Source organism: uncultured Devosia sp. (genome assembly GCF_964244875.1).
GTDB lineage: Bacteria > Pseudomonadota > Alphaproteobacteria > Rhizobiales > Devosiaceae > Devosia.
The window spans coordinates 16,302-34,307 of the sequence record NZ_CAXTKA010000003.1 but is presented as its reverse complement, the minus strand read 5'-3'; the positions used below and the strand labels follow the sequence as shown (position 1 = coordinate 34,307).

General features: G+C 61.1%; 18 protein-coding genes and 3 tRNA genes. 12 read left to right on the top strand and 9 right to left on the bottom strand.

All coding sequences use genetic code 11. The annotated features are described in order from the left end of the window. Positions 1-234 precede the first annotated feature (234 nt). Positions 235-1,446 carry an LL-diaminopimelate aminotransferase gene (locus ACFE8X_RS04880; protein ID WP_375450329.1) on the top strand — a complete coding sequence of 404 codons (1,212 nt, stop codon included), beginning with the start codon at positions 235-237 and terminating at the stop codon, positions 1,444-1,446. Positions 1,447-1,448: 2 nt separating this feature from the next. Here the strand turns inward: ACFE8X_RS04880 and ACFE8X_RS04875 are convergent, their stop codons facing one another. Both ACFE8X_RS04875 and ACFE8X_RS04870 read right to left on the bottom strand, forming a co-directional pair. Continuing rightward, complete coding sequence (locus ACFE8X_RS04875) at positions 1,449-1,865, bottom strand: type II toxin-antitoxin system VapC family toxin (protein ID WP_375450328.1); 417 nt, start codon at positions 1,863-1,865, stop codon at positions 1,449-1,451. Further along, positions 1,862-2,092 carry a plasmid stabilization protein gene (locus ACFE8X_RS04870; RefSeq protein ID WP_375450327.1) on the bottom strand — a complete coding sequence of 77 codons (231 nt, stop codon included), beginning with the start codon at positions 2,090-2,092 and terminating at the stop codon, positions 1,862-1,864. The genes ACFE8X_RS04875 and ACFE8X_RS04870 overlap by 4 nt, the downstream gene beginning before the upstream one ends. A gap of 313 nt (positions 2,093-2,405) precedes the next feature. Here ACFE8X_RS04870 and ACFE8X_RS04865 point away from each other — a divergent pair, with 313 nt between their 5' ends. The 5 genes from ACFE8X_RS04865 (at position 2,406) to ACFE8X_RS04845 (ending at position 8,577) form a co-directional block, all read left to right on the top strand. Continuing rightward, the gene (locus ACFE8X_RS04865) at positions 2,406-3,746 is read left to right on the top strand and encodes a homoserine dehydrogenase (protein WP_375450577.1); all 1,341 of its coding nucleotides are present in this window, start codon (positions 2,406-2,408) and stop codon (positions 3,744-3,746) included. A gap of 30 nt (positions 3,747-3,776) precedes the next feature. Then, a complete protein-coding gene (gene glpX, locus ACFE8X_RS04860; protein WP_375450326.1) occupies positions 3,777-4,763 on the top strand; it encodes a class II fructose-bisphosphatase in 987 nt (328 codons plus the stop codon). Positions 4,764-4,826: 63 nt separating this feature from the next. Further along, positions 4,827-5,288, top strand: coding sequence for a cupin domain-containing protein (locus ACFE8X_RS04855; RefSeq protein WP_375450325.1), 462 nt, complete (start codon positions 4,827-4,829; stop codon positions 5,286-5,288). Positions 5,289-5,343: 55 nt separating this feature from the next. Beyond that, complete coding sequence (recJ, locus tag ACFE8X_RS04850) at positions 5,344-7,134, top strand: single-stranded-DNA-specific exonuclease RecJ (RefSeq protein WP_375450324.1); 1,791 nt, start codon at positions 5,344-5,346, stop codon at positions 7,132-7,134. 300 nt (positions 7,135-7,434) lie between these two features. Beyond that, complete coding sequence (locus ACFE8X_RS04845; RefSeq protein ID WP_375450323.1) at positions 7,435-8,577, top strand: class I SAM-dependent methyltransferase; 1,143 nt, start codon at positions 7,435-7,437, stop codon at positions 8,575-8,577. Positions 8,578-8,709: 132 nt separating this feature from the next. On the opposite strand, the gene ACFE8X_RS04840 is transcribed toward ACFE8X_RS04845, so the two are convergent. The 4 genes from ACFE8X_RS04840 to ACFE8X_RS04825 form a co-directional block, all read right to left on the bottom strand. Further along, positions 8,710-8,784 (bottom strand) — tRNA-Glu (locus ACFE8X_RS04840). A 72-nt stretch (positions 8,785-8,856) separates the two neighbouring features. Then, positions 8,857-8,931, bottom strand: a tRNA-Glu gene (locus ACFE8X_RS04835). Positions 8,932-9,001: 70 nt separating this feature from the next. Beyond that, a complete protein-coding gene (locus ACFE8X_RS04830) occupies positions 9,002-9,472 on the bottom strand; it encodes a YcbK family protein (protein ID WP_375450322.1) in 471 nt (156 codons plus the stop codon). A gap of 148 nt (positions 9,473-9,620) precedes the next feature. After that, positions 9,621-10,037, bottom strand: coding sequence for a VOC family protein (locus ACFE8X_RS04825; protein ID WP_375450321.1), 417 nt, complete (start codon positions 10,035-10,037; stop codon positions 9,621-9,623). A gap of 180 nt (positions 10,038-10,217) precedes the next feature. Here ACFE8X_RS04825 and ACFE8X_RS04820 point away from each other — a divergent pair, with 180 nt between their 5' ends. Together ACFE8X_RS04820 and ACFE8X_RS04815 are read left to right on the top strand one after the other, a co-directional pair. Continuing rightward, complete coding sequence (locus tag ACFE8X_RS04820; RefSeq protein WP_375450320.1) at positions 10,218-10,817, top strand: cold-shock protein; 600 nt, start codon at positions 10,218-10,220, stop codon at positions 10,815-10,817. Positions 10,818-10,826: 9 nt separating this feature from the next. Next, positions 10,827-11,312: a DUF192 domain-containing protein gene (locus ACFE8X_RS04815; protein ID WP_375450319.1), complete on the top strand. Its 486-nt coding sequence runs from the start codon at positions 10,827-10,829 to the stop codon at positions 11,310-11,312. A gap of 3 nt (positions 11,313-11,315) precedes the next feature. Here ACFE8X_RS04815 and ACFE8X_RS04810 read toward each other — a convergent pair whose 3' ends face one another. From ACFE8X_RS04810 to ACFE8X_RS04800, 3 genes are all read right to left on the bottom strand, one after another. Next, complete coding sequence (locus ACFE8X_RS04810; RefSeq protein WP_375450318.1) at positions 11,316-12,011, bottom strand: hemolysin III family protein; 696 nt, start codon at positions 12,009-12,011, stop codon at positions 11,316-11,318. A 118-nt stretch (positions 12,012-12,129) separates the two neighbouring features. After that, positions 12,130-12,206, bottom strand: a tRNA-Arg gene (locus tag ACFE8X_RS04805). 81 nt (positions 12,207-12,287) lie between these two features. Next, positions 12,288-13,325 (bottom strand): LacI family DNA-binding transcriptional regulator, encoded by a 1,038-nt coding sequence (locus ACFE8X_RS04800; RefSeq protein ID WP_375450317.1) that lies wholly within the window; start codon positions 13,323-13,325, stop codon positions 12,288-12,290. Positions 13,326-13,548: 223 nt separating this feature from the next. Between ACFE8X_RS04800 and ACFE8X_RS04795 the strand changes: the two genes are divergently transcribed. The 4 genes from ACFE8X_RS04795 to ACFE8X_RS04780 all read left to right on the top strand — a co-directional run bounded on the left by ACFE8X_RS04795 (position 13,549) and on the right by ACFE8X_RS04780 (position 17,918). Then, positions 13,549-14,784: an ABC transporter substrate-binding protein gene (locus tag ACFE8X_RS04795; protein ID WP_375450316.1), complete on the top strand. Its 1,236-nt coding sequence runs from the start codon at positions 13,549-13,551 to the stop codon at positions 14,782-14,784. Positions 14,785-15,074: 290 nt separating this feature from the next. After that, complete coding sequence (locus ACFE8X_RS04790; RefSeq protein ID WP_375450576.1) at positions 15,075-15,902, top strand: carbohydrate ABC transporter permease; 828 nt, start codon at positions 15,075-15,077, stop codon at positions 15,900-15,902. Positions 15,903-15,960: 58 nt separating this feature from the next. Beyond that, complete coding sequence (locus ACFE8X_RS04785) at positions 15,961-16,824, top strand: carbohydrate ABC transporter permease (protein ID WP_375450575.1); 864 nt, start codon at positions 15,961-15,963, stop codon at positions 16,822-16,824. Between the two features lie 5 nt (positions 16,825-16,829). Further along, a complete protein-coding gene (locus tag ACFE8X_RS04780; RefSeq protein WP_375450315.1) occupies positions 16,830-17,918 on the top strand; it encodes an ABC transporter ATP-binding protein in 1,089 nt (362 codons plus the stop codon). Positions 17,919-18,006: the final 88 nt, after the last annotated feature.

Here is an 18,006-nt window from a genome sequence, read left to right as displayed (position 1 = left end):
AACAGCGTGCTGCCAAATTGCCTTGCCGCGAGCGCTCGGGCGAGCGCCCGCTAGCTCTTCCCGCGTGCCACGCCGGCAGGGAAGAGCCGAACATGATTGTTCCCGGCGCGCTGGCGCTGGTTTAACCCGTTCACAACCATAATTCCGCGATAATGGCGCGCTCCTGTTGGAGCGGCGCAGTGCCCAAGGCGCGTCGCGGCCCATTGGGTCCACCAAGGACCACCGAGGATGATCATGACCGAAGATTTTCACCGCATCCGCCGCCTGCCGCCCTATGTGTTCGAGCACATCAATCCCATCAAGGCCAAGGCGCGGGCCAATGGCGTCGATATCATCGATCTGGGCATGGGCAATCCCGACCTGCCCACCCCGGACCACATCGTTGCCAAGCTGCAGGAAACGGTGCTCGATCCGCGCACGCATCGTTATTCCAGTTCCAAGGGTATTCCCGGGCTGCGCAAGGCCCAGGCCAGCTATTATGGCCGCCGCTTCGGGGTGAAGCTCAATCCCGATACCCAGGTCGTTGCGACCCTGGGATCGAAGGAAGGTTTCGCCAACATGGCCCAGGCCATCACCGCTCCCGGCGATGTGGTGCTGGTGCCCAATCCGACCTATCCCATCCACGCCTTCGGCTTCATCATGAGCGGGGGCGTCGTGCGGTCGATGCCCGCCGATCCCAACGAGGATTTCCTGCGCTCGCTCGATCGCGCCGTCCGGCACTCGATCCCCAAGCCGATTGCGCTCGTCCTCAACTATCCCGCCAATCCGACCGCCTATACCGCCGATCTCGATTTTTATGCCGCCGTGGTCAAGTATTGCAAGCAGCACGACATTTTCATCCTGTCGGACCTGGCCTATTCCGAGATCTATTTCGATGACGTGCCGCCGCCCTCCATCCTGCAGATTCCCGGCGCCATCGATATTTCCGTCGAGTTCACCTCGATGTCGAAAACCTATTCCATGCCCGGCTGGCGCGTCGGCTTTGCCGTCGGCAACGAACGCCTGATCGCTGCCTTGGCGCGGGTGAAATCCTATCTCGACTATGGCGCCTTCACCCCCATCCAGGTCGCCGCCACCGCCGCGCTCAATGGCTCCGACGACGTGATCGACGAGGTCCGCAAGGTCTATAAACTGCGCCGCGACGTATTGGTGGACAGCTTTTGTCGTTCGGGCTGGGATATTCCCTCGCCCAAGGCCACCATGTTCGCCTGGGCGCCGATCCCGGCGCAATTCGCCCATCTGGGCTCGCTGGAATTCGCCAAGCTGCTGATCCAGGAAACCGGCGTGGCCGTCGCGCCCGGCGTCGGCTTCGGCGAGTATGGCGATCAGTACATCCGCCTCGCCTTCGTCGAAAACGAACAGCGCATCCGCCAGGCCGCCCGCAACATCAAGAAACTGCTCGGCAGCCATGGCAGCACGGGCAATGTCGTGCCGCTGAGCGCTTAGGATCAAGATGACCAGGGGTTGATAATTTCGATCCCGGTGCTCTTAAAATGTTTGACATTGAGCGTTGCCACGGCGGCGCCATGGAAACGGGCAATGGCGGCGATCTGGTAGTCCAGGGGTTCCATCGTTGCCTTGGTCCGCATGATGGGGCCAATAAGCTGTGCGTAATGCAGCGCAGCGCCACTGTCGAATGGCAAAATGCGTCCGCCCAGCTCTCCCAGGATCGCCGAGACGAGGCCTTGCATGTCATCGCGACGGCGACCGGGATAAAGCTTCTCAACGCCCGTTTGCATTTCGACCACCGTGATCGCAGTAATGAATATCGACGGGACCGGCTGTGAATTCAGCCAAAGCAGCACTGCCTGATCTGGCGCAGTCCGCATGAGCTCGGACACGACATTGGTGTCGAGTACAATCATTTGTCGTCGAAAATATCAGGAAGCGGTCGGGCTGGTCCCCGCGGCGGAATTTCAAGCTCCACACCGCCAAACTTTTCCACGTAACGGCGGATGCGCGTCGCCAGCCCCTCTTCGGGCTGTGGTTCGGTCTTGACCCAGTTGCGCAGGGCCAAACGAGCCTCTTCCTCCATCGAGCGGTCATTTTCGGCCGCCTTACGGCGCAAATCGCGCTTGGTGGTGTCGTCCAAGTTCCTGATTGTCAGAGCCGCCATGGTCCCACTCCGCCTGCATTGCTAGCAATGTAGGCGTTGCTAGCGCCATGCGCAACCTTCATCAATCCTATTGACGCATAGGCTAACTCCTATCCATATCGCTTTCCGACAGGGAGTGCCTATGTCTGACATCCAAACTTTCCGCCAGTCGGTCGAGGCCTTTATTGCCGGGCGCGGCTGGACCCCGACCCGGTTCGGACGCACCATAGCCGGCGATCCGCTGTTCGTGTTCGACCTGCGCGAGGGGCGCGAGCCGCGGTCCGACACGCGCGCGCGCATCCTCAAGGCGATGCAGGAGTTCGGTGAGGCGGCGACCGCCACGCCGCTTCGCATCGGCGTGGCCGGGCTTGGCAATGTCGGCGCCACCCTGGTGCGCATCCTGCAAAAGGACAGCGCCGAACTCACCCGCAAGCTGGGCCGCCCACTGGTCGTAACCGCCGTCGCCGCCAGATCCCGCTCGCGCGATCGCGGCATCGACATTTCGGGCCTCGACTGGTTCGACGATCCGGTGGCGCTGGCCAAGTCCGATGGCATCGATCTGTTCGTGGAACTGATCGGGGGCGAGGACGGGCCGGCTTTGGCCGCGGTCAAGGCAGCGCTCGATATCGGGCGTCCCGTCGTCACCGCCAACAAGGCCCTCCTGGCCAAGCACGGCGTCAAGCTGGCGCGCATGGCCGAGGAATCGGGCGCCCAGCTTGGGTTCGAGGCAGCCGTCGCCGGTGGCATCCCGGTGATCAAGACCTTGCGCGAGGGCTTGGGTTCGGCCCGGATCGCCAAGGTGTTCGGCATCATGAACGGCACGTGCAACTACATCCTGACCCGCATGGGCAACGAAGATATCTCCTTTGCCGATTGCCTCAAGGATGCCCAGGCGCTCGGCTATGCCGAGGCCGATCCGAGCTTTGACGTCGACGGCTTCGATACGGCCCACAAGCTGTCGATCCTGACCACCCTGTGCTTCGGCTACGAAATCGCGCCGGACAAAATCCATGTCGAGGGCATTTCCCGGATCAGCCAGCACGACATCAAGGTTGCTGCCGATCTGGGCTACAAGATCAAGCTCCTGGGCATAGCGCAGCGCTCCGAGGACGGCATCGAGCAGCGCGTGCATCCCACCTTCGTGCCCAAGGGCAGCGCTATTGCCGGTGTCGACGGGGTGATGAACGCGGTGGCGCTCGAGACCGACCATGTGCATGAACTGCTGTTGGCCGGTCCGGGGGCAGGCGGGCCGCCCACTGCGTCCTCGGTGCTGTCCGACATCCTCGACATTGCCCGCGGCACCCGCGTGCCGCCGCTCGGTGTGCCCAGCGACGAGTTGCTGCCCTATAAGCAGGCGCCAATGAAGGCCCATGAGGGCGGCTATTATGTCCGGCTCAATGCCCGTGATGTTCCCGGCGCCTTGGCGGCCATCGCCACCCGCATGGGCGAGCATGCCATCTCCATCGACAGTGTCATTCAACGGTCCGATCTCAAAGCTAAGGATGCCCCCGAGGACGGGGTGCCGACCCGCACGGTGGTGATGATCACCCAGCAGACCCTGGAGGCCAATGTGCGCGAATCTCTTGCGCAGATTGCCGCCGATGGGTTCATAGTGGGCCAGCCGCAGCTGATCCGGATCGAGATGCTGTAACCGCACCGTCCGCGCGGCGCAGGGGGAACTATGCGACTGAGCAAGGCCGGAAGTGGCCGTGACGCGGCCAATCTGCATCGCACTCTGACGCTCGAACTGGTGCGCGTGACCGAACGGGCCGCTATCGCCGCCGCCGAATGGCGCGGCAAGGGCGACGAGAAGAGCGCCGACGACGCCGCGGTTCAAGCCATGCAAGCCGAACTCATGCGCGTCCAGATCGATGGGCGCATCGTGATCGGCGAGGGCGAAGCCGGCGAGATCGACCACCTTTACATCGGCGAAGCCGTGGGCAGCGGCGAGGGTCCACAGGTCGATATCGCTGTCGATCCACTCGAGGGCGTGACGCTCTGCGCCAAGAATCAACCCGATTCCATCGTCGTGCTGGCCATGGCCGAGCGGGGCGGACTGCTCAATGTCGCGCGCGACGTCTATATGCACAAGATTGCCATCGGCGCCGAATATGCCAGGGACGTGGTGCATATCGATCAAACCGCGACGGACAACGTCAAGTCGCTCGCCGCCGCCAAGGGTGTTCCCCTCCGCGAAATTACCGCCATCGTGCTGGATCGTCCGCGCCATGCCGCCCTGATCGAGGAGCTGCGCATTTCAGGGGTAGCCGTCAAGCTGATCAGCGACGGCGACGTTGCCGGCGTCATCCATGCAGCCAATACCGACGATACCGGCATCGATATCTATCTGGGCTCCGGTGGGGCGCCCGAAGGCGTGCTGGCTGCGGCAGCACTGCGCTGCGTCGGCGGCCAGATGCAGGGTAAATTGATCCTCGACACCCAGGAAAAGCGCGAACGCGCCTATCGCATGGGCATCACCGATGCCGGGCGCATCTACGACGTTGCCGATCTGGCGTCGGGCGATGTCCTGTTTGCCGCCACCGGCGTCACCGACGGCACGCTGCTCGACGGTATTCGCCTGCGCCGCCAATCGGTGGAAACCTCCACCATCGTCATGCGCTCCTGGAGCCAGACCGTGCGCTGGATCAAGGCGCTGCACGCGCGTTGATGCCTCTTGACGTCGGGCATCGCCGGGAGGACGCTTGACCCAAAGGTGGCGGGGGTCGAAGCGATGCATGGTTCCAGTGGCTCGTTTAGCGTCCTTGCCGACCAGGACCGGTTCGGGCAACCGGTGACGTTCCTGAATGGTCGGTTCGACATCAAGATTTCCGCGAGCGACACAGGCGGAGCACTGTGCGTGATCGATACGATCCGCATGGCGCGGGGTGGCCCGCCGCTGCACTTTCATCACGAACAGGATGAGTTGTTTTTCGTGCAGGAGGGCGATTTCCGGTTTCGCATCGGCGATGCCACCCATGAGCTGGGCCCTGGCGACTTCATCTTTGGTCCCCGCCGCGTGCCGCATGCCTTCGTCAATCTGACCGAGACAGGGCGGCTGATGGTGGGCTTTCAACCTGCGGGAACCATGGAAGCGTTCTTTGCCGAAGGTCTGCGTGATGCGACCTCAGCAACGTTTCGCGAGCTGAGCCGCAAGCATGGCATGGAGGTCGCCGGGCCGCCTCCTGCCTTCTGATCGCGCAGCGTACTGCCCCTCGACCGTGGTCCCCAAATCACCTAACTCTGACGCCATGGTCGAACCCGCGCGCTCCTTTCTCGACGTGACCCAGTCGGCCACCGGCCGGGCCTGGGTCGACCGGCTCGATCCGGCGATGACGCGCACTGCCGCCGCCATCGCGCAACGCAGCGACCACAGCGAAATTCTGGCGCGCATCCTGGCCGGGCGCGGCGTGGATATCGAGGATGCCGACAGCTTCCTCGAGCCCACTCTTCGCGCCCTCATGCCCGATCCTTCGACCCTGACCGCCATGGATGCGCTGGCACAGCGCATCGCAACCGCTATCGCCGACAATGAATCGGTCGCGTTGTTCGGTGACTACGATGTCGACGGTGCCTGTTCCTGCGCCTTGATGGCGCGCTATCTGGGCTTTTTTGGTCTCGATGCCCAGGTGCACATTCCCGATCGCATCTTTGAGGGCTATGGCCCCAACATCGCTGCCATGGACAAGCTGATCGACAGCGGCGCCAGCCTCATCATCACGCTGGACTGCGGCACCACCAGCGATGCGCCCATCGCCCATGCCCGCGCCCGCGGCGCCGCCGTGCTGGTGATCGATCACCACCTGTCCGATCACGATCTCCCCGATGCCACGGCGCTGGTCAATCCCAATCGGCCCGACGACATTTCGGGCTTGGGCTATCTCTGCGCCGCCGGCGTCACCTTCATGGTGCTGGTCGCGGTCAACCGCGTGCTGCGCCTGCGCGGCGACACGCGCATGCCCGATCTGATGAAGCTTCTGGATCTGGTCGCTCTTGCAACCGTCTGCGACGTGGTGCCCCTGGTCGGGCTCAACCGTGCCTTTGTCTTGCGCGGCCTTGACGTGGCGCGCCGGGGCGACAATCAGGGCATTGCCGCCCTGGCGCTGGCCGCGCGCGTCAATGGTCCGCTTAACCCGTACCATCTTGGGTTTCTCATCGGTCCGCGCATTAACGCTGGCGGCCGTATCGGCGATGCAGCCTTGGGCACGCGCCTTTTGACGCTGGATGACGAGCACCAGGCGCTGGTGATTGCCGCCCAGCTCGACGCGCTCAATACCGAACGCCAACGCATCGAGATCGAAGCCGTCGAAGAAGCCACCCGCGTCGCCGAAGCCGAAATCGGCGACGGCGAGGGTCCGCCCGTGCTGGTGCTGGCTTCGGCCAACTGGCACCCGGGCATCGCCGGCCTGATCGCCGCGCGCCTGCGCGAGCGTTTCGAGCGGCCCGTCTTTGCCATTGCGCTGCAACCCGATGGCACCGGTACGGGCTCGGGCCGGTCCATGCCGGGTGTCGATCTGGGCCATGCCGTGATCGAGGCGGTGGAACTCGGCCTGATCGCCAAGGGCGGCGGTCATGCCATGGCGGCGGGCATCACGGTCAAGCCTGGACAAATCGGGCCGCTTAGGTCGCATTTGGCAGACCGTCTCGCCGCGACGGTCGGACGGGCTCGTGCCGCCACCGCCCTGCCTGTCGATGCGGCGCTGACGGCTCGTGGCGCCACCCCCGATCTGGTGCGCGATGTCGAGCGGGCAGGGCCCTTTGGCTCCGGCAACGCCACGCCGGTCTTTGCGTTTCCCGCGCACCGCGCCAAATTTGCGCAGGTCGTGGGCAAGGGCGGTCACGTCAGCTTCACGCTTGCGTCCGAAGACGGTGCGCGGCTCAAGGCCATCGCCTTTCGCGCCGCCGGCACCCCGATTGGCGATCTGCTGCTCGGGGCGGACGATCAGCACATGCATTTCGCCGGCACCCTGACCATCGATCACTGGCAAGGCCGCGAGCAGGTTCAGTTTCGCCTGAAGGACATTGCCAAGCCCCGCGCGTGAGGCCAGTTTGCGCCGCTGCTGCGGGCGGTTAGGTTCGGATGTGGGCTTGAAAGTCCCACTTGCATATCCAATTATCAGCGGTACAGTGCACCCGTTATTTTCTGGGAAGCGTTACTGTTGTGGCTCGGTGGACGCGCCACTGATTTCACCTTCGGCGACCGCTCAGCAGCCGCCGTCAGCTTCCTGTTAGTTGGAATTCGCGGCTTAATGACGAAAACAGCAGTCGATCAGGACCACGGTGGTGTAACGCTGTGGACACACTTGATATCCCGTCTTGTCGAATCCGTAGGGGTTCGCCTGTTGGCCGAACCGCGTCACGGCGCCGTTACCGTCATTTTTCCCAACGGCCGCGCGCGCACCATCGGTAGCGCCACTACTGGCGAGCACACGGTTCTCAAGCTCAACAACTTCAAGGTCATCCGCGATTCCATGCGCCGCGGCACGGTGGGCTTCGCCCATGCCTATATGCAGGGCGATATCGAGATCGATGATCTGACGGCGCTGTTTCGTTTTTTCCTGCAGAACCGCGATATTCTCGAAGGCGCCAATCCGGGCTTGTTCCGCAAGGCGGCCCAGGACTTCGCCTATCACATTTCGCGTCCCAACTCGCTCGAAGGCTCCAAGCAGAATATCGCCGAGCATTACGACCTGGGCAACGATTTCTATGGCCAGTGGCTTGATCCTTCGATGACCTATTCATCGGCGGTCTTCACCTCGGGCGACCAGAGCCTCGAGGAGGCCCAGCGCGCCAAGTATCATCGCGTCGCCGACATGGCCGGCATTACCGAAGGGTCCAGCGTTCTGGAAATCGGCTGCGGCTGGGGCGGTTTCGCCGAAACCGTCGCTCGCGACTACAAGGCCAATCTGCGCGGCATTACCCTTTCTGCCGAGCAGTTGAAGTTCGGCCAGGAGCGGCTGTCACGCCAGGGCCTGGACGCGCGCGCGGCCCTGCATTTCGAGGATTATCGGCACACGCAGGGCCAGTTCGATCATATCGGCTCCATCGAGATGATCGAGGCTGTGGGCGAGGACAACTGGCCCAGCTATTTCAAGACCATCCATGACCGGCTCAAGCCCGGCGGCACCGCCGCTATCCAGGCCATCACCATCAACGAGGCCGATTTCCGCGGCTACAAGAGCGGTCCGGACTTCATCCAGCGCTACATTTTTCCAGGCGGCATGCTGCTGACCAAGACCGTGATGAAAGAATTTGGCGACAAGGTCGGCCTGGTGCTGGAAAACACCGAAACCTTCCGCCTCTCCTATGCCAGGACACTCAAGCTCTGGCGCGACCGGTTCCTCGAACGCTGGCCGATGATCGCGCCGCTCGGCTACGATGAAGAGTTCAAGCGCAAATGGGCGTACTACCTCAGCTACTGCGAGGCCGGCTTTATCGAGGGCGCCATCGACGTCGGCATCTATCAGTACCGCAAGCCGGCCTGATCGGTTCCGGCCTGGCACCAGAGCGACCGTTCCGATTGCCGACGGCGGCATGTGGTTTGCGGCGCGAACGGCAAACGGAAATGTGCTGATCGCAGGAAGGCTCTTGCCGACTGCACGGCGCGCTGGAGTGACTGGTACGCCCACGGGGAATCGAACCCCGCTCTGCACCGTGAGAGGGTGCCGTCCTGACCGATAGACGATGGGCGCATTGGTCATGAAATGCCGATCGGTTCGGCATCTCTTGCTAGATAGTCGCTTAGCTCCTGGCGGGCAAGAGGGTGGTACGCCCACGGGGAATCGAACCCCGCTCTGCACCGTGAAAGGGTGCCGTCCTAACCGATAGACGATGGGCGCCTAAGCGTGGGGTTCCTATATTCAGCCCATCCTTGATGCGCAACCCATTTTTGCCAGCCGCCGCAAATTTTCAACAGCCCGAAAATGTCACGGGCCGGCGATAGCCATGGGGGCGGTCGCGTACATCCACATGAATGAACGAGCGGCCCGGGTAGCATCCCAGCCCACCTACACCGTCATTGGCCATGGCGTAGGCGATCAGCTGGCTCTTGTCGACGCCGGGGATGTAGAAATCGGCCGCCATGCACTTCTTGTGGTAGGAACTGTCCGCGCCGCCTGCCGACCCGTTATGCTGCGCATCCCGATAGCCCGAGTTCATGATCACCTTGCGCCCGAAATGGCCTTCGAAGTCCCAGATGATAAATCGAAGCTTTGGCGTGATGCAGAACGCATTGACCTCGCGGCTGGCGACGAAGGTGCCAAAGCTGTTACTTTTGCCCGAGTAGGCGGCGCCGCTGCTGCTGGCGAACATCGCCAGCGGCATGCAACCTGTCAGAGCCACGGTCACGGCGAGCAGGAGTGCGGCGGCGATCGATCTCATGGCGTCTTCCGTGGCCAATGTTGCTGGAATGCAACACCTAAACGTGGCGTGGTGAAGTCGCTAAAATACGATCGGTTTCGCTAACCGCACGCTAAGGCGTGTGGTTAGCGAAATGTGAGTGTCGGCGTTAACGCGATGCTAGCAATAACTACCATTTGCCAGTGTTGGGCATCGACAGCCAAGGCTCCTGCGGGGGCAGGGTGCCGTCCTGGATCAGCTCGATCGACACGCCGTCGGGCGAGCGCACGAACGCCATATGCCCATCGCGCGGCGGCCGGTTGATGGTTACGCCCATCTCGCTTAAGTGTTGGCAGAGCTTGTAAATATCGGCGGTCCGATAGGCCAGGTGCCCGAAATTGCGGCCACCGCCATACTCTTCGGGATCCCAATTGTAGGTCAGTTCGACCTCGCCACCGACATCGCCCGGCGCCCGCAGGAAGATCAGCGTATAGCGCCCCTTCTCGTTGTCCGCCCGCCTCGTCTCCTCCAGCCCCAGCCCCTCGCAATAGAACTTCAGGCTCGCCTCGATGTCGGTAACGCGCACCATGGTATGTAGATATTGCATTGCTAAATCCTCCAGAAATCGGTGCCTCAGGCCTATCAATCCAGGGCCGACGGGGCAACTGCGACCACTCAAACAAAATCGCAACGCCTTCTTAACTTTTCCCCTTGAATCGGACACAGTGGCACCACTGGTGGAGTACCTCGCGGCGGCGGGGCGAGTACGAAAAGGCTTTGGGGAAACATGGGGGCCAAGTTTTCTGGCGACGGCGATGAACCGGGCGGCATGCCGAATACGGTCAGCCCGGACAGCGGCGATGCCGGGTTCGACACCATCGAAATCAGCGGCGCGATCAAATGGTTCGACGCCGGCAAAGGCTTTGGATTCATCGTCCCGGACAACGGTCTGGCCGACGTTCTGCTGCATGTCACTTGCCTGCGTCGCGACGGCTACCAGACGGCCTATGAAGGCGCCCGTATCGTGGTCGAGGCGCTGAACCGTCCCGGGGGCCTGCAGGCGTTTCGTATTGTTTCCATGGATGAATCGACCGCGCGGCACCCGGCGCAGATGCCCGCGCAGCGCACCCATGTGGTGGTGGAGGCGACCTCCGGCATGGTGCGGCTGGAAGTCAAATGGTTCAATCGCATTCGCGGCTTCGGCTTCCTGTCGGCCGGTGAGGGCACACCGGATATTTTCGTCCACATGGAAACCTTGCGCCGCTTCGGCATCGCCGAACTGCGGCCGGGTCAATTCGTTCTGGTGCGTTACGGCAATGGACCCAAGGGCCTTATGGTCGCCGAAATTCGGCCCGATGGTTGGGGCGACGCACCGTCTTCCCACTAGGATACCCCAATGATGCAGTCCATTGCCTGGCGGCAGCCTTCCCGTGCGGCCCGCATTGTCGGCCTTGTTTTCGCGGCCCTGATTGTCTTCGCGCCCCTGGCTGCGTGCAGCGATGAAGGCAAGCTGACCTTGCGCACGGCGACCGGCGACCACGCCTTTAATGTGCAAGTGGTCGATACACCCGAAAGCCGTGCCAAGGGGCTGATGTTCGTTCAGGACCTGGCCAACGACGCCGGAATGTTGTTTGACTTCAAGGAGGAGCGCGAAGTCGGGTTCTGGATGCAGAACACGTTCATCCCGCTTGACATGATTTTCGTCGGTACCGATGGCGTGGTCAAAACCGTGCATGCCAATGCGCGCCCGCATGATACGACCTCGATACCGTCCGAGGTGCCGGTTCAGTTCGTGCTGGAGATACCGGGCGGGCAGGCCGCTTCCATTGGTCTCGAACCCGGCGATACCATGGTGCACGATCGGGTGCGCAAGACCAAATAGCCGCTAAAGGCGGCTGATCACCATGCATTCGAGCACGGCCCATAGGTGCAGGCATGCGCCAGACACGACGAATACATGCCATAACGCATTCTGGAACTTCAGTTTTTCCCACAGATGGAAGACGATCCCCAGCGAATAGACCACGCCGCCAGCCAGCAGCAGCCAAAGCGACAGCGGCGGCAAGGTATGGGCCAGCGACTGGAATACTAAGATGCCGCTCCAGCCGATAGCCAAGTAGAGCACAATTGCGAGGCGTCCGAAGCGCTGCGGCACGATCAGTTTCAGCGCAATGCCGATCAGCGACGCGCCCCATACGAACACCGTCAGGATCGTGGCAACCGGCGTTCCACCCAGTATGGCCAGGAACGGCGTATAGGTGGCTGCAATAAACAAAAAGATCGCCGCCTGGTCGAGCCGCGCCAGATACATCTTGATCGGCGAGATCGGCCACAAATTATAGGCCAGCGACACCCCTAGCACCGCCACCAGCGAGCCGACATAGACCAAAAGCGCGGGCGCCGCCTCCGGTGCCGTGTAGGTCACCGCAAACACAAGCAGGATCGAGCCGGCTACGATGGCAATCACCAGGCCAAGCACATGCACAGCGCCATCGACGATCAGCTCTGCCAAGGTGAACGGCCGCTGTTCGCGGCTCCACCAGGAATAAGTCTCGTTCAGCTTGTCCGGTGCGGTCAACATCGTCTCCTGCCGGCCAATTGTCGCCGGTGCGTTGGGACTATTGTCGACACACGGCAATCTGATGGCAGGATGAATACAAATGGTCATTCGTTACGGCGGCCATGTTGCAGCACGAAACTGGCGATCCCGGAGGGACTCGAACCCCCGACCAACAGCTTAGAAGGCTGCTGCTCTATCCAGCTGAGCTACGGGACCATGGTGTTGTGCAATGCTCCTTTAGCTTATTTCCGGGCCGCGTGAACACCCATGATCGTTGCTGTACGGGAAAGCTGTGTCTCAGCCAGGCGGCGAATGGAAGCGCGCTGTGCTCGAGCGCAGGATCAGTTCGGACCTGAGCACGACACGCCTGGGTTCGACCGCTCTACCCTCAAGCAGCCCGATCAACATCTGCGCCGCCATCTGGCCGAGTTTCTCGCGGGGCTGGCGTATGGTGGTCAGGGGCGGCGAATAGTGGACGGCGACAGCCAGATCGTCGAAGCCGACAACCGAAATGTCGCGCGGGCACTCCAGCCCCTTCTCGCGCAGGGCCGACAGGAAGCCGATCGCCATTTCGTCATTCGCAGCGAACATTGCAGTTGGCCGGTCGGTCCCGGCCAGATAGTCCAGCCCCGCCGCAAAGCCGCTTTCCATCTGAAAGTTTCCGGGAAAAATCCAGTCCGGACGTACGTACAGTCCTGCATCATGGATCGCTTGCCGGAAACCCTCAAGCCGCTCATCTCGCAATACATTTCCAAGCGGCCCGGCAATGTGACCGATTCGGGTATGTCCCAAATTGATCAGGTGCTGTGTTGCCGATGCGGCCGCGCGCGCATTATCGGTTTTGACGGTATGAAAAGGGGCATCTGGAATGTCCTCGCAAGCCACGACGAGCGGAACGTCTGTCGGCTCGCCCGCCAGCTCCAGCAAATGCGACAGGTTAAGCGCGCCGTCCAACAGCAATAGACCGTCCGCACGATGCGAGCGAAAATACTCGCCGAGCTGCCGTGCGGGGTTGGGGCCGGAACAGCGGTTGCACACCAATGTGCTATAGCCGCGTCGCGTCGCCTCGCGCTCGATGGCGTCTAGAATCGCTGAAAAAAAGATGTTTCGAATGTCAGGCAGTGCCACCAGAATGGTTTTGGATGTCCGCTGCCGCAGCGATCGTGCGGCTTGGTTAAGGGTATAGCCGGTGGCCAGCACCGCTTCGGAAATTCGCAGGCGCGTATCTTGGCTGACCCGTTCGGGGCTGGAAAGTGCCCGGCTGACCGTGGCCGTCGAGACTTGGGCAAAGCGTGCAACGTCCTGGATTGTCGGCGTTCTTCTCGTTGTGCTCATGCGTGGCAACGCCCCCTCAGGCTGTCAGCAGCGCAAACCGTCTAATTCGATCTTGACACAACCGCAAGAAGTGTTTGACACTCATGCAATCGATTGCACCAGCAAAATTTGTTTGATGCAATCGATTACATTCGGCCAGCGGAGCGCCTCCCAAGAAGGCGACATCTCGGCTGGCTGTTTCGCAGGGGCGTTAGGCCCCATGAGGATGTTGGGAGGACTACAAATGAATAAGTTTTCAGTGGCTGCCGTAATGGCAGCGGCGCTGATGTGCGGTACTGCGCACGCTACCGACCTTGAAGTGACGCATTGGTGGACCTCGGGTGGCGAAGCCGCTGCCGTGAAGGTGTTCGCCGACAGCTTTGATGCTCTCGGCACCGACAAATGGGTCGATGGCGCCATCGCCGGCGGCGGTGACACTGCCAACCCCATCATCATCAGCCGTATTCTGGGCGGCAACCCGATGGGTGCCACGCAGATGAACACCGGCCGCGATGCCGAGCAGCTGATCCAGGCCGGCCTGATGCAGGACCTGAGCGAAGTCGCAGCAGCCGAGAAGTGGGCTGACGTGATTCGTCCGGCCAAGCTGATGGATTCTTGCATGTTCGAAGGCAAGATGTACTGCGTGCCCGTCAACATTCACTCTACGCAGTGGCTCTGGCTGAGCGACGCGGCCTTCAAGCAGGCCGGCATTCCGACGCCAACGAACTGGAACGACTATGTCGCCGATTTCCCCAAGCTCAAGGAAGCCGGGATTCTGCCGATGGCAATCGGGCAGGGCTGGCCGATCAACACCATGTGGGGTTCGCTCCTGGCTGGTATTGGCGGGCTTGACCTGTTCCGCCAGGTCAATGTCGAAAAGAATGCCGATGCCGTACGCGGCCCGGAGTTCAAGGCGGTGGTCCAGGCACTGGCCGACGTGCGCGACGCCACCGAATCCAACGCCATGGTTCCGCAGTGGAACGACGCCATCAACCTCGTGATTGAAGGCAAGGCTGCCGGTAACGTGATGGGCGACTGGGCTCAAGGCGAATTTGCCGTGGCCAACCAGGTCGCCGGCACCGATTACGAGTGCCTGCCCGGCCTGGGCCTGCATGACGTAGTGGATACTGGCGGCGACGCGTTTTACTTCCCCAAGAACGACGATCCGGAAGTGACCCGCGCGCAGCTCGAACTGGCCAAGCTGCTGCTGACCCCAGAAACGCAGGTTGCGTTCAACCTCAAGAAGGGCTCGATGCCAGTTCGTGGCGACGTCGATCTGAACGCTGCCAATGACTGCATGAAAAAGGGCCTGGCCATCCTGGCAAACCCTGACAACGTGCTGCCCACGGGCGATCAGACCTTCAGCTCCGATACCCAGGGCCAACTGCAGGACCTCGTGCTTGCGTTCTTTGCCGACAAGTCCATGACCGTCGACGACATGCAGGCCCAGTTCGCTGACATCGTCGCGTCCGCCGACTGATGGGTGCATCGACCATAGGCTGAGCGTGGCCGGCTTGGGCAAACCCCGGGCCGGCCATCTTTGCAATGTGAGCGTCACCGGGAGAATGGGACCGTTTTCCCCTCAGATGCGAAATATGTGGCGCTTGCTCCGATAGTGTTGGAACATCCGCGCTCAAGCTCAGAATAGGGCATTTATCCATGGCCGATGCGACCCTGACCGCACAATCCAAACCGGAACAAGCAACCCGGCCAGGTTTTCTGCGCAATCTCCTGCTGCGAAACCTGAGTGCCAAGATCGCGGCGCTGCCCATGATCATAACGGTTCTGGTTGTGTTTGTCGGTTGCAGTGTTTGGAGCATCGTTTATTCGTTCACCAATTCAGGCTCATTGCCGAGTGGCAAGTTCGTCGGCTGGGCGCAATACGAGCGCTTGTTCCACACGGCGCGCTTTATCGGTTCGGCCAAAAACCTGGCGCTGTACGGCGTCATGTCGCTGGTTTTCACCATGTCGATCGGCTTCCTGCTGGCCGTGCTGATGGACCAGAAAATTCGCTTCGAGAATACCTTCCGCACCATCCTGCTCTATCCTTTTGCACTGTCGTTCATCGTCACCGGCCTGGTCTGGCAGTGGATCATGAATCCAAATTACGGGATCGAAAAGGTTGCGCAAGACTGGGGTTTGACCTGGTTTCATTTCGATCTGCTCAACAATGGCAACACGGTCATTTACGGCCTGGTCATTGCCGGGCTCTGGCAGGGCACTGGTTTCGTGATGGTGCTGATGCTGGCCGGGTTGCGCGGCGTCGATGAGGAAATCTGGAAGGCCGCACGCGTCGACGGCATTCCAACCTGGCGCACCTATCTGCAGATCGTGCTGCCGATGATGCGTGGCGTTATTATCACCACGCTGGTGATCGTCGGCTCCGGCATCGTTCGGCTTTACGATCTGGTGATCGCGCTCAGCCAGGGCGGGCCCGGCTTCGCCTCCGATGTGCCGGCCAAGTACGTTTATGATTACATGTTCGGCCGCGCCAATCTGGGGCAGGGCCTCGCCGCATCCACCGTGATGTTGGTGACGGTGCTGATCATTCTGATCCCCTGGGCTTATCTCGAATTTGGACGCAAAAAGAACACTTGACCGGACGCGTCAGCAAGAAAGGCCAACCATGGCTATCGATACTGTAGAGCCGCGCGGCATGCGACCGCGTCCGTTCTTTACTCCGCGCAACATCGTCATCTATTCGCTGCTGTTCTTCGTCTCGGTTTATTACCTGTTTCCGATGTACGTGATGCTCGTGACATCGCTCAAGAACCTGGACGAAGCGCGCGCCGGCAACATTTTCGCGCTGCCGATGAACATCACTTTCGATCCGTGGTTCAAGGCGTGGGACTCGGCATGTACCGGGCTTTACTGCGAGGGGCTCAAGGTTGGATTCTTCAACTCCATGAAGATCACCATCCCCAGCGTCATCGTTTCGGTGCTGATTGCCTCGATCAACGGCTATGCCCTAGTCAATTGGCGTTTCAAGGGTTCGGAGATTTTCTTCGTCATCCTGCTGTTTGGATCATTCATCCCCTATCAGGTGATGCTGTATCCGCTGGTCATTATCCTGCGCGAGCTCAAGATGTTTTCGACGCTGCAGGGCGTCATTCTCATCCACACCGTGTTCGGGATGCCGATCCTGACGCTCTTGTTCCGCAACTATTTCGCGTCTTTGCCGCCCGAATTGTTCAAGGCGGCGCGCGTCGATGGGGCCGGGTTCTGGCGAATTTTCTTCCAGATCATGGTGCCGATGTCGCTGCCGATTTTTGTGGTGGCGATGATCCTGCAGATCACCGGTATCTGGAACGACTTCCTGTTCGGCGTGATTTTTGCCGGCAATCAGAACTATCCAATGACGGTGCAACTCAACAACATCGTCAACTCCACGCAAGGCGTGAAGGAATACAACGTCAACATGGCCGCAACTATCCTGACGGGCCTCGTGCCCCTGGCGGTCTATTTCATCTCGGGAAAATGGTTCGTCCGCGGCATCGCTGCCGGCGCGGTGAAGGGATAACGACTATGGAAGCCAGTGTTTCGATCAGAGATCTGTCGCTCGATTTCGGCAGCGTCAAGGTGCTCCAGTCCTTGGACCTGGAAGTGGCCAAGGGCGAATTCATCGTGTTGCTCGGACCTTCGGGTTGCGGGAAGTCGACCTTGCTCAATTGCATCGCCGGGCTGCTCGATGTTACAGAAGGGCAGATCTTCATCGGCGGCAAGAATGTTACGTGGGCCGAGCCGAAGGATCGCGGCATCGGCATGGTGTTCCAGTCCTACGCGCTCTATCCGCAGATGACCGTCGAGCGAAACCTGTCATTCGGCTTGCGCGTGTCCGGCATGCCCAAGGCGGAAATCGAAAGCCGCGTCAACCGTGCCGCCGAAATCCTGCAAATCCAGCCGCTGCTGGGCCGAAAGCCCGCTAACCTCTCGGGTGGTCAGCGCCAGCGCGTTGCTATCGGTCGCGCCCTGGTGCGCGACGTGGACGTGTTCCTGTTCGATGAGCCATTGTCCAACCTCGATGCCAAGCTGCGAAGCGATCTGCGCGTCGAGATCAAGCGGCTGCATCATCGGCTCAAGAACACAATGATCTACGTCACCCACGACCAGATCGAAGCGCTGACCCTGGCAGACCGTATCGCCATCATGAAGAACGGCGAAATCCAGCAGTTGGCGGATCCGCACACTATCTATAACCGTCCGGTCAATCTTTATGTCGCCGGCTTCATTGGCTCGCCCTCAATGAACTTTCTCGAAGGCACGCTCAACCCCACCAACCAGACGTTCGTTGCCGATGACGGCACTGTCGTGCCGGTTGACACCTATGAGTTTGCAGCGCCGGTGAGCGGGTCGACCAAGGCCGTGCTGGGTGTCCGACCTGAGCACATCGTGATTGGCGACGAGGCCAAGTCCAAGCCATTCAATCAGGAAGTCGAGATCGAGATCGTCGAGCCGATGGGGTCAGACACGCTGGCCTGGACCAAAATCGCGGGCAGGGCGGTGACTTTCCGTTGCGACAGCGACGTGGTGATTACCACCGGCCAGAAAATGCTGGTCGGTTTCGATCCGGCACGTGGCTCGATCTTCAATGCCGAAACCACCTGCCGCATCTAGGTAAAACCCAAGATCAACGCGGCGCTGCTTACGCCGGCGGTGAACCGCTCGGTGAGGCCATCGTCGATGTTACTTTTCAAGCAACCAG

Coding starts and splice junctions, on each gene's coding strand:
- ACFE8X_RS04785 (WP_375450575.1), top strand. CDS start 15,961: ATGCGACCGCGTCCGTTCTTTACTCCGCGCAACATCGTCATCTATTCG.
- ACFE8X_RS04880 (WP_375450329.1), top strand. CDS start 235: ATGACCGAAGATTTTCACCGCATCCGCCGCCTGCCGCCCTATGTGTTC.
- ACFE8X_RS04855 (WP_375450325.1), top strand. CDS start 4,827: ATGCATGGTTCCAGTGGCTCGTTTAGCGTCCTTGCCGACCAGGACCGG.
- ACFE8X_RS04815 (WP_375450319.1), top strand. CDS start 10,827: ATGATGCAGTCCATTGCCTGGCGGCAGCCTTCCCGTGCGGCCCGCATT.
- ACFE8X_RS04810 (WP_375450318.1), bottom strand. CDS start 12,011: ATGTTGACCGCACCGGACAAGCTGAACGAGACTTATTCCTGGTGGAGC.
- ACFE8X_RS04790 (WP_375450576.1), top strand. CDS start 15,075: ATGATCATAACGGTTCTGGTTGTGTTTGTCGGTTGCAGTGTTTGGAGC.
- ACFE8X_RS04830 (WP_375450322.1), bottom strand. CDS start 9,472: ATGAGATCGATCGCCGCCGCACTCCTGCTCGCCGTGACCGTGGCTCTG.
- ACFE8X_RS04795 (WP_375450316.1), top strand. CDS start 13,549: ATGAATAAGTTTTCAGTGGCTGCCGTAATGGCAGCGGCGCTGATGTGC.
- glpX (WP_375450326.1), top strand. CDS start 3,777: ATGCGACTGAGCAAGGCCGGAAGTGGCCGTGACGCGGCCAATCTGCAT.
- recJ (WP_375450324.1), top strand. CDS start 5,344: ATGGTCGAACCCGCGCGCTCCTTTCTCGACGTGACCCAGTCGGCCACC.
- ACFE8X_RS04800 (WP_375450317.1), bottom strand. CDS start 13,325: ATGAGCACAACGAGAAGAACGCCGACAATCCAGGACGTTGCACGCTTT.
- ACFE8X_RS04780 (WP_375450315.1), top strand. CDS start 16,830: ATGGAAGCCAGTGTTTCGATCAGAGATCTGTCGCTCGATTTCGGCAGC.
- ACFE8X_RS04875 (WP_375450328.1), bottom strand. CDS start 1,865: ATGATTGTACTCGACACCAATGTCGTGTCCGAGCTCATGCGGACTGCG.
- ACFE8X_RS04865 (WP_375450577.1), top strand. CDS start 2,406: ATGCAGGAGTTCGGTGAGGCGGCGACCGCCACGCCGCTTCGCATCGGC.
- ACFE8X_RS04825 (WP_375450321.1), bottom strand. CDS start 10,037: ATGCAATATCTACATACCATGGTGCGCGTTACCGACATCGAGGCGAGC.
- ACFE8X_RS04820 (WP_375450320.1), top strand. CDS start 10,218: ATGGGGGCCAAGTTTTCTGGCGACGGCGATGAACCGGGCGGCATGCCG.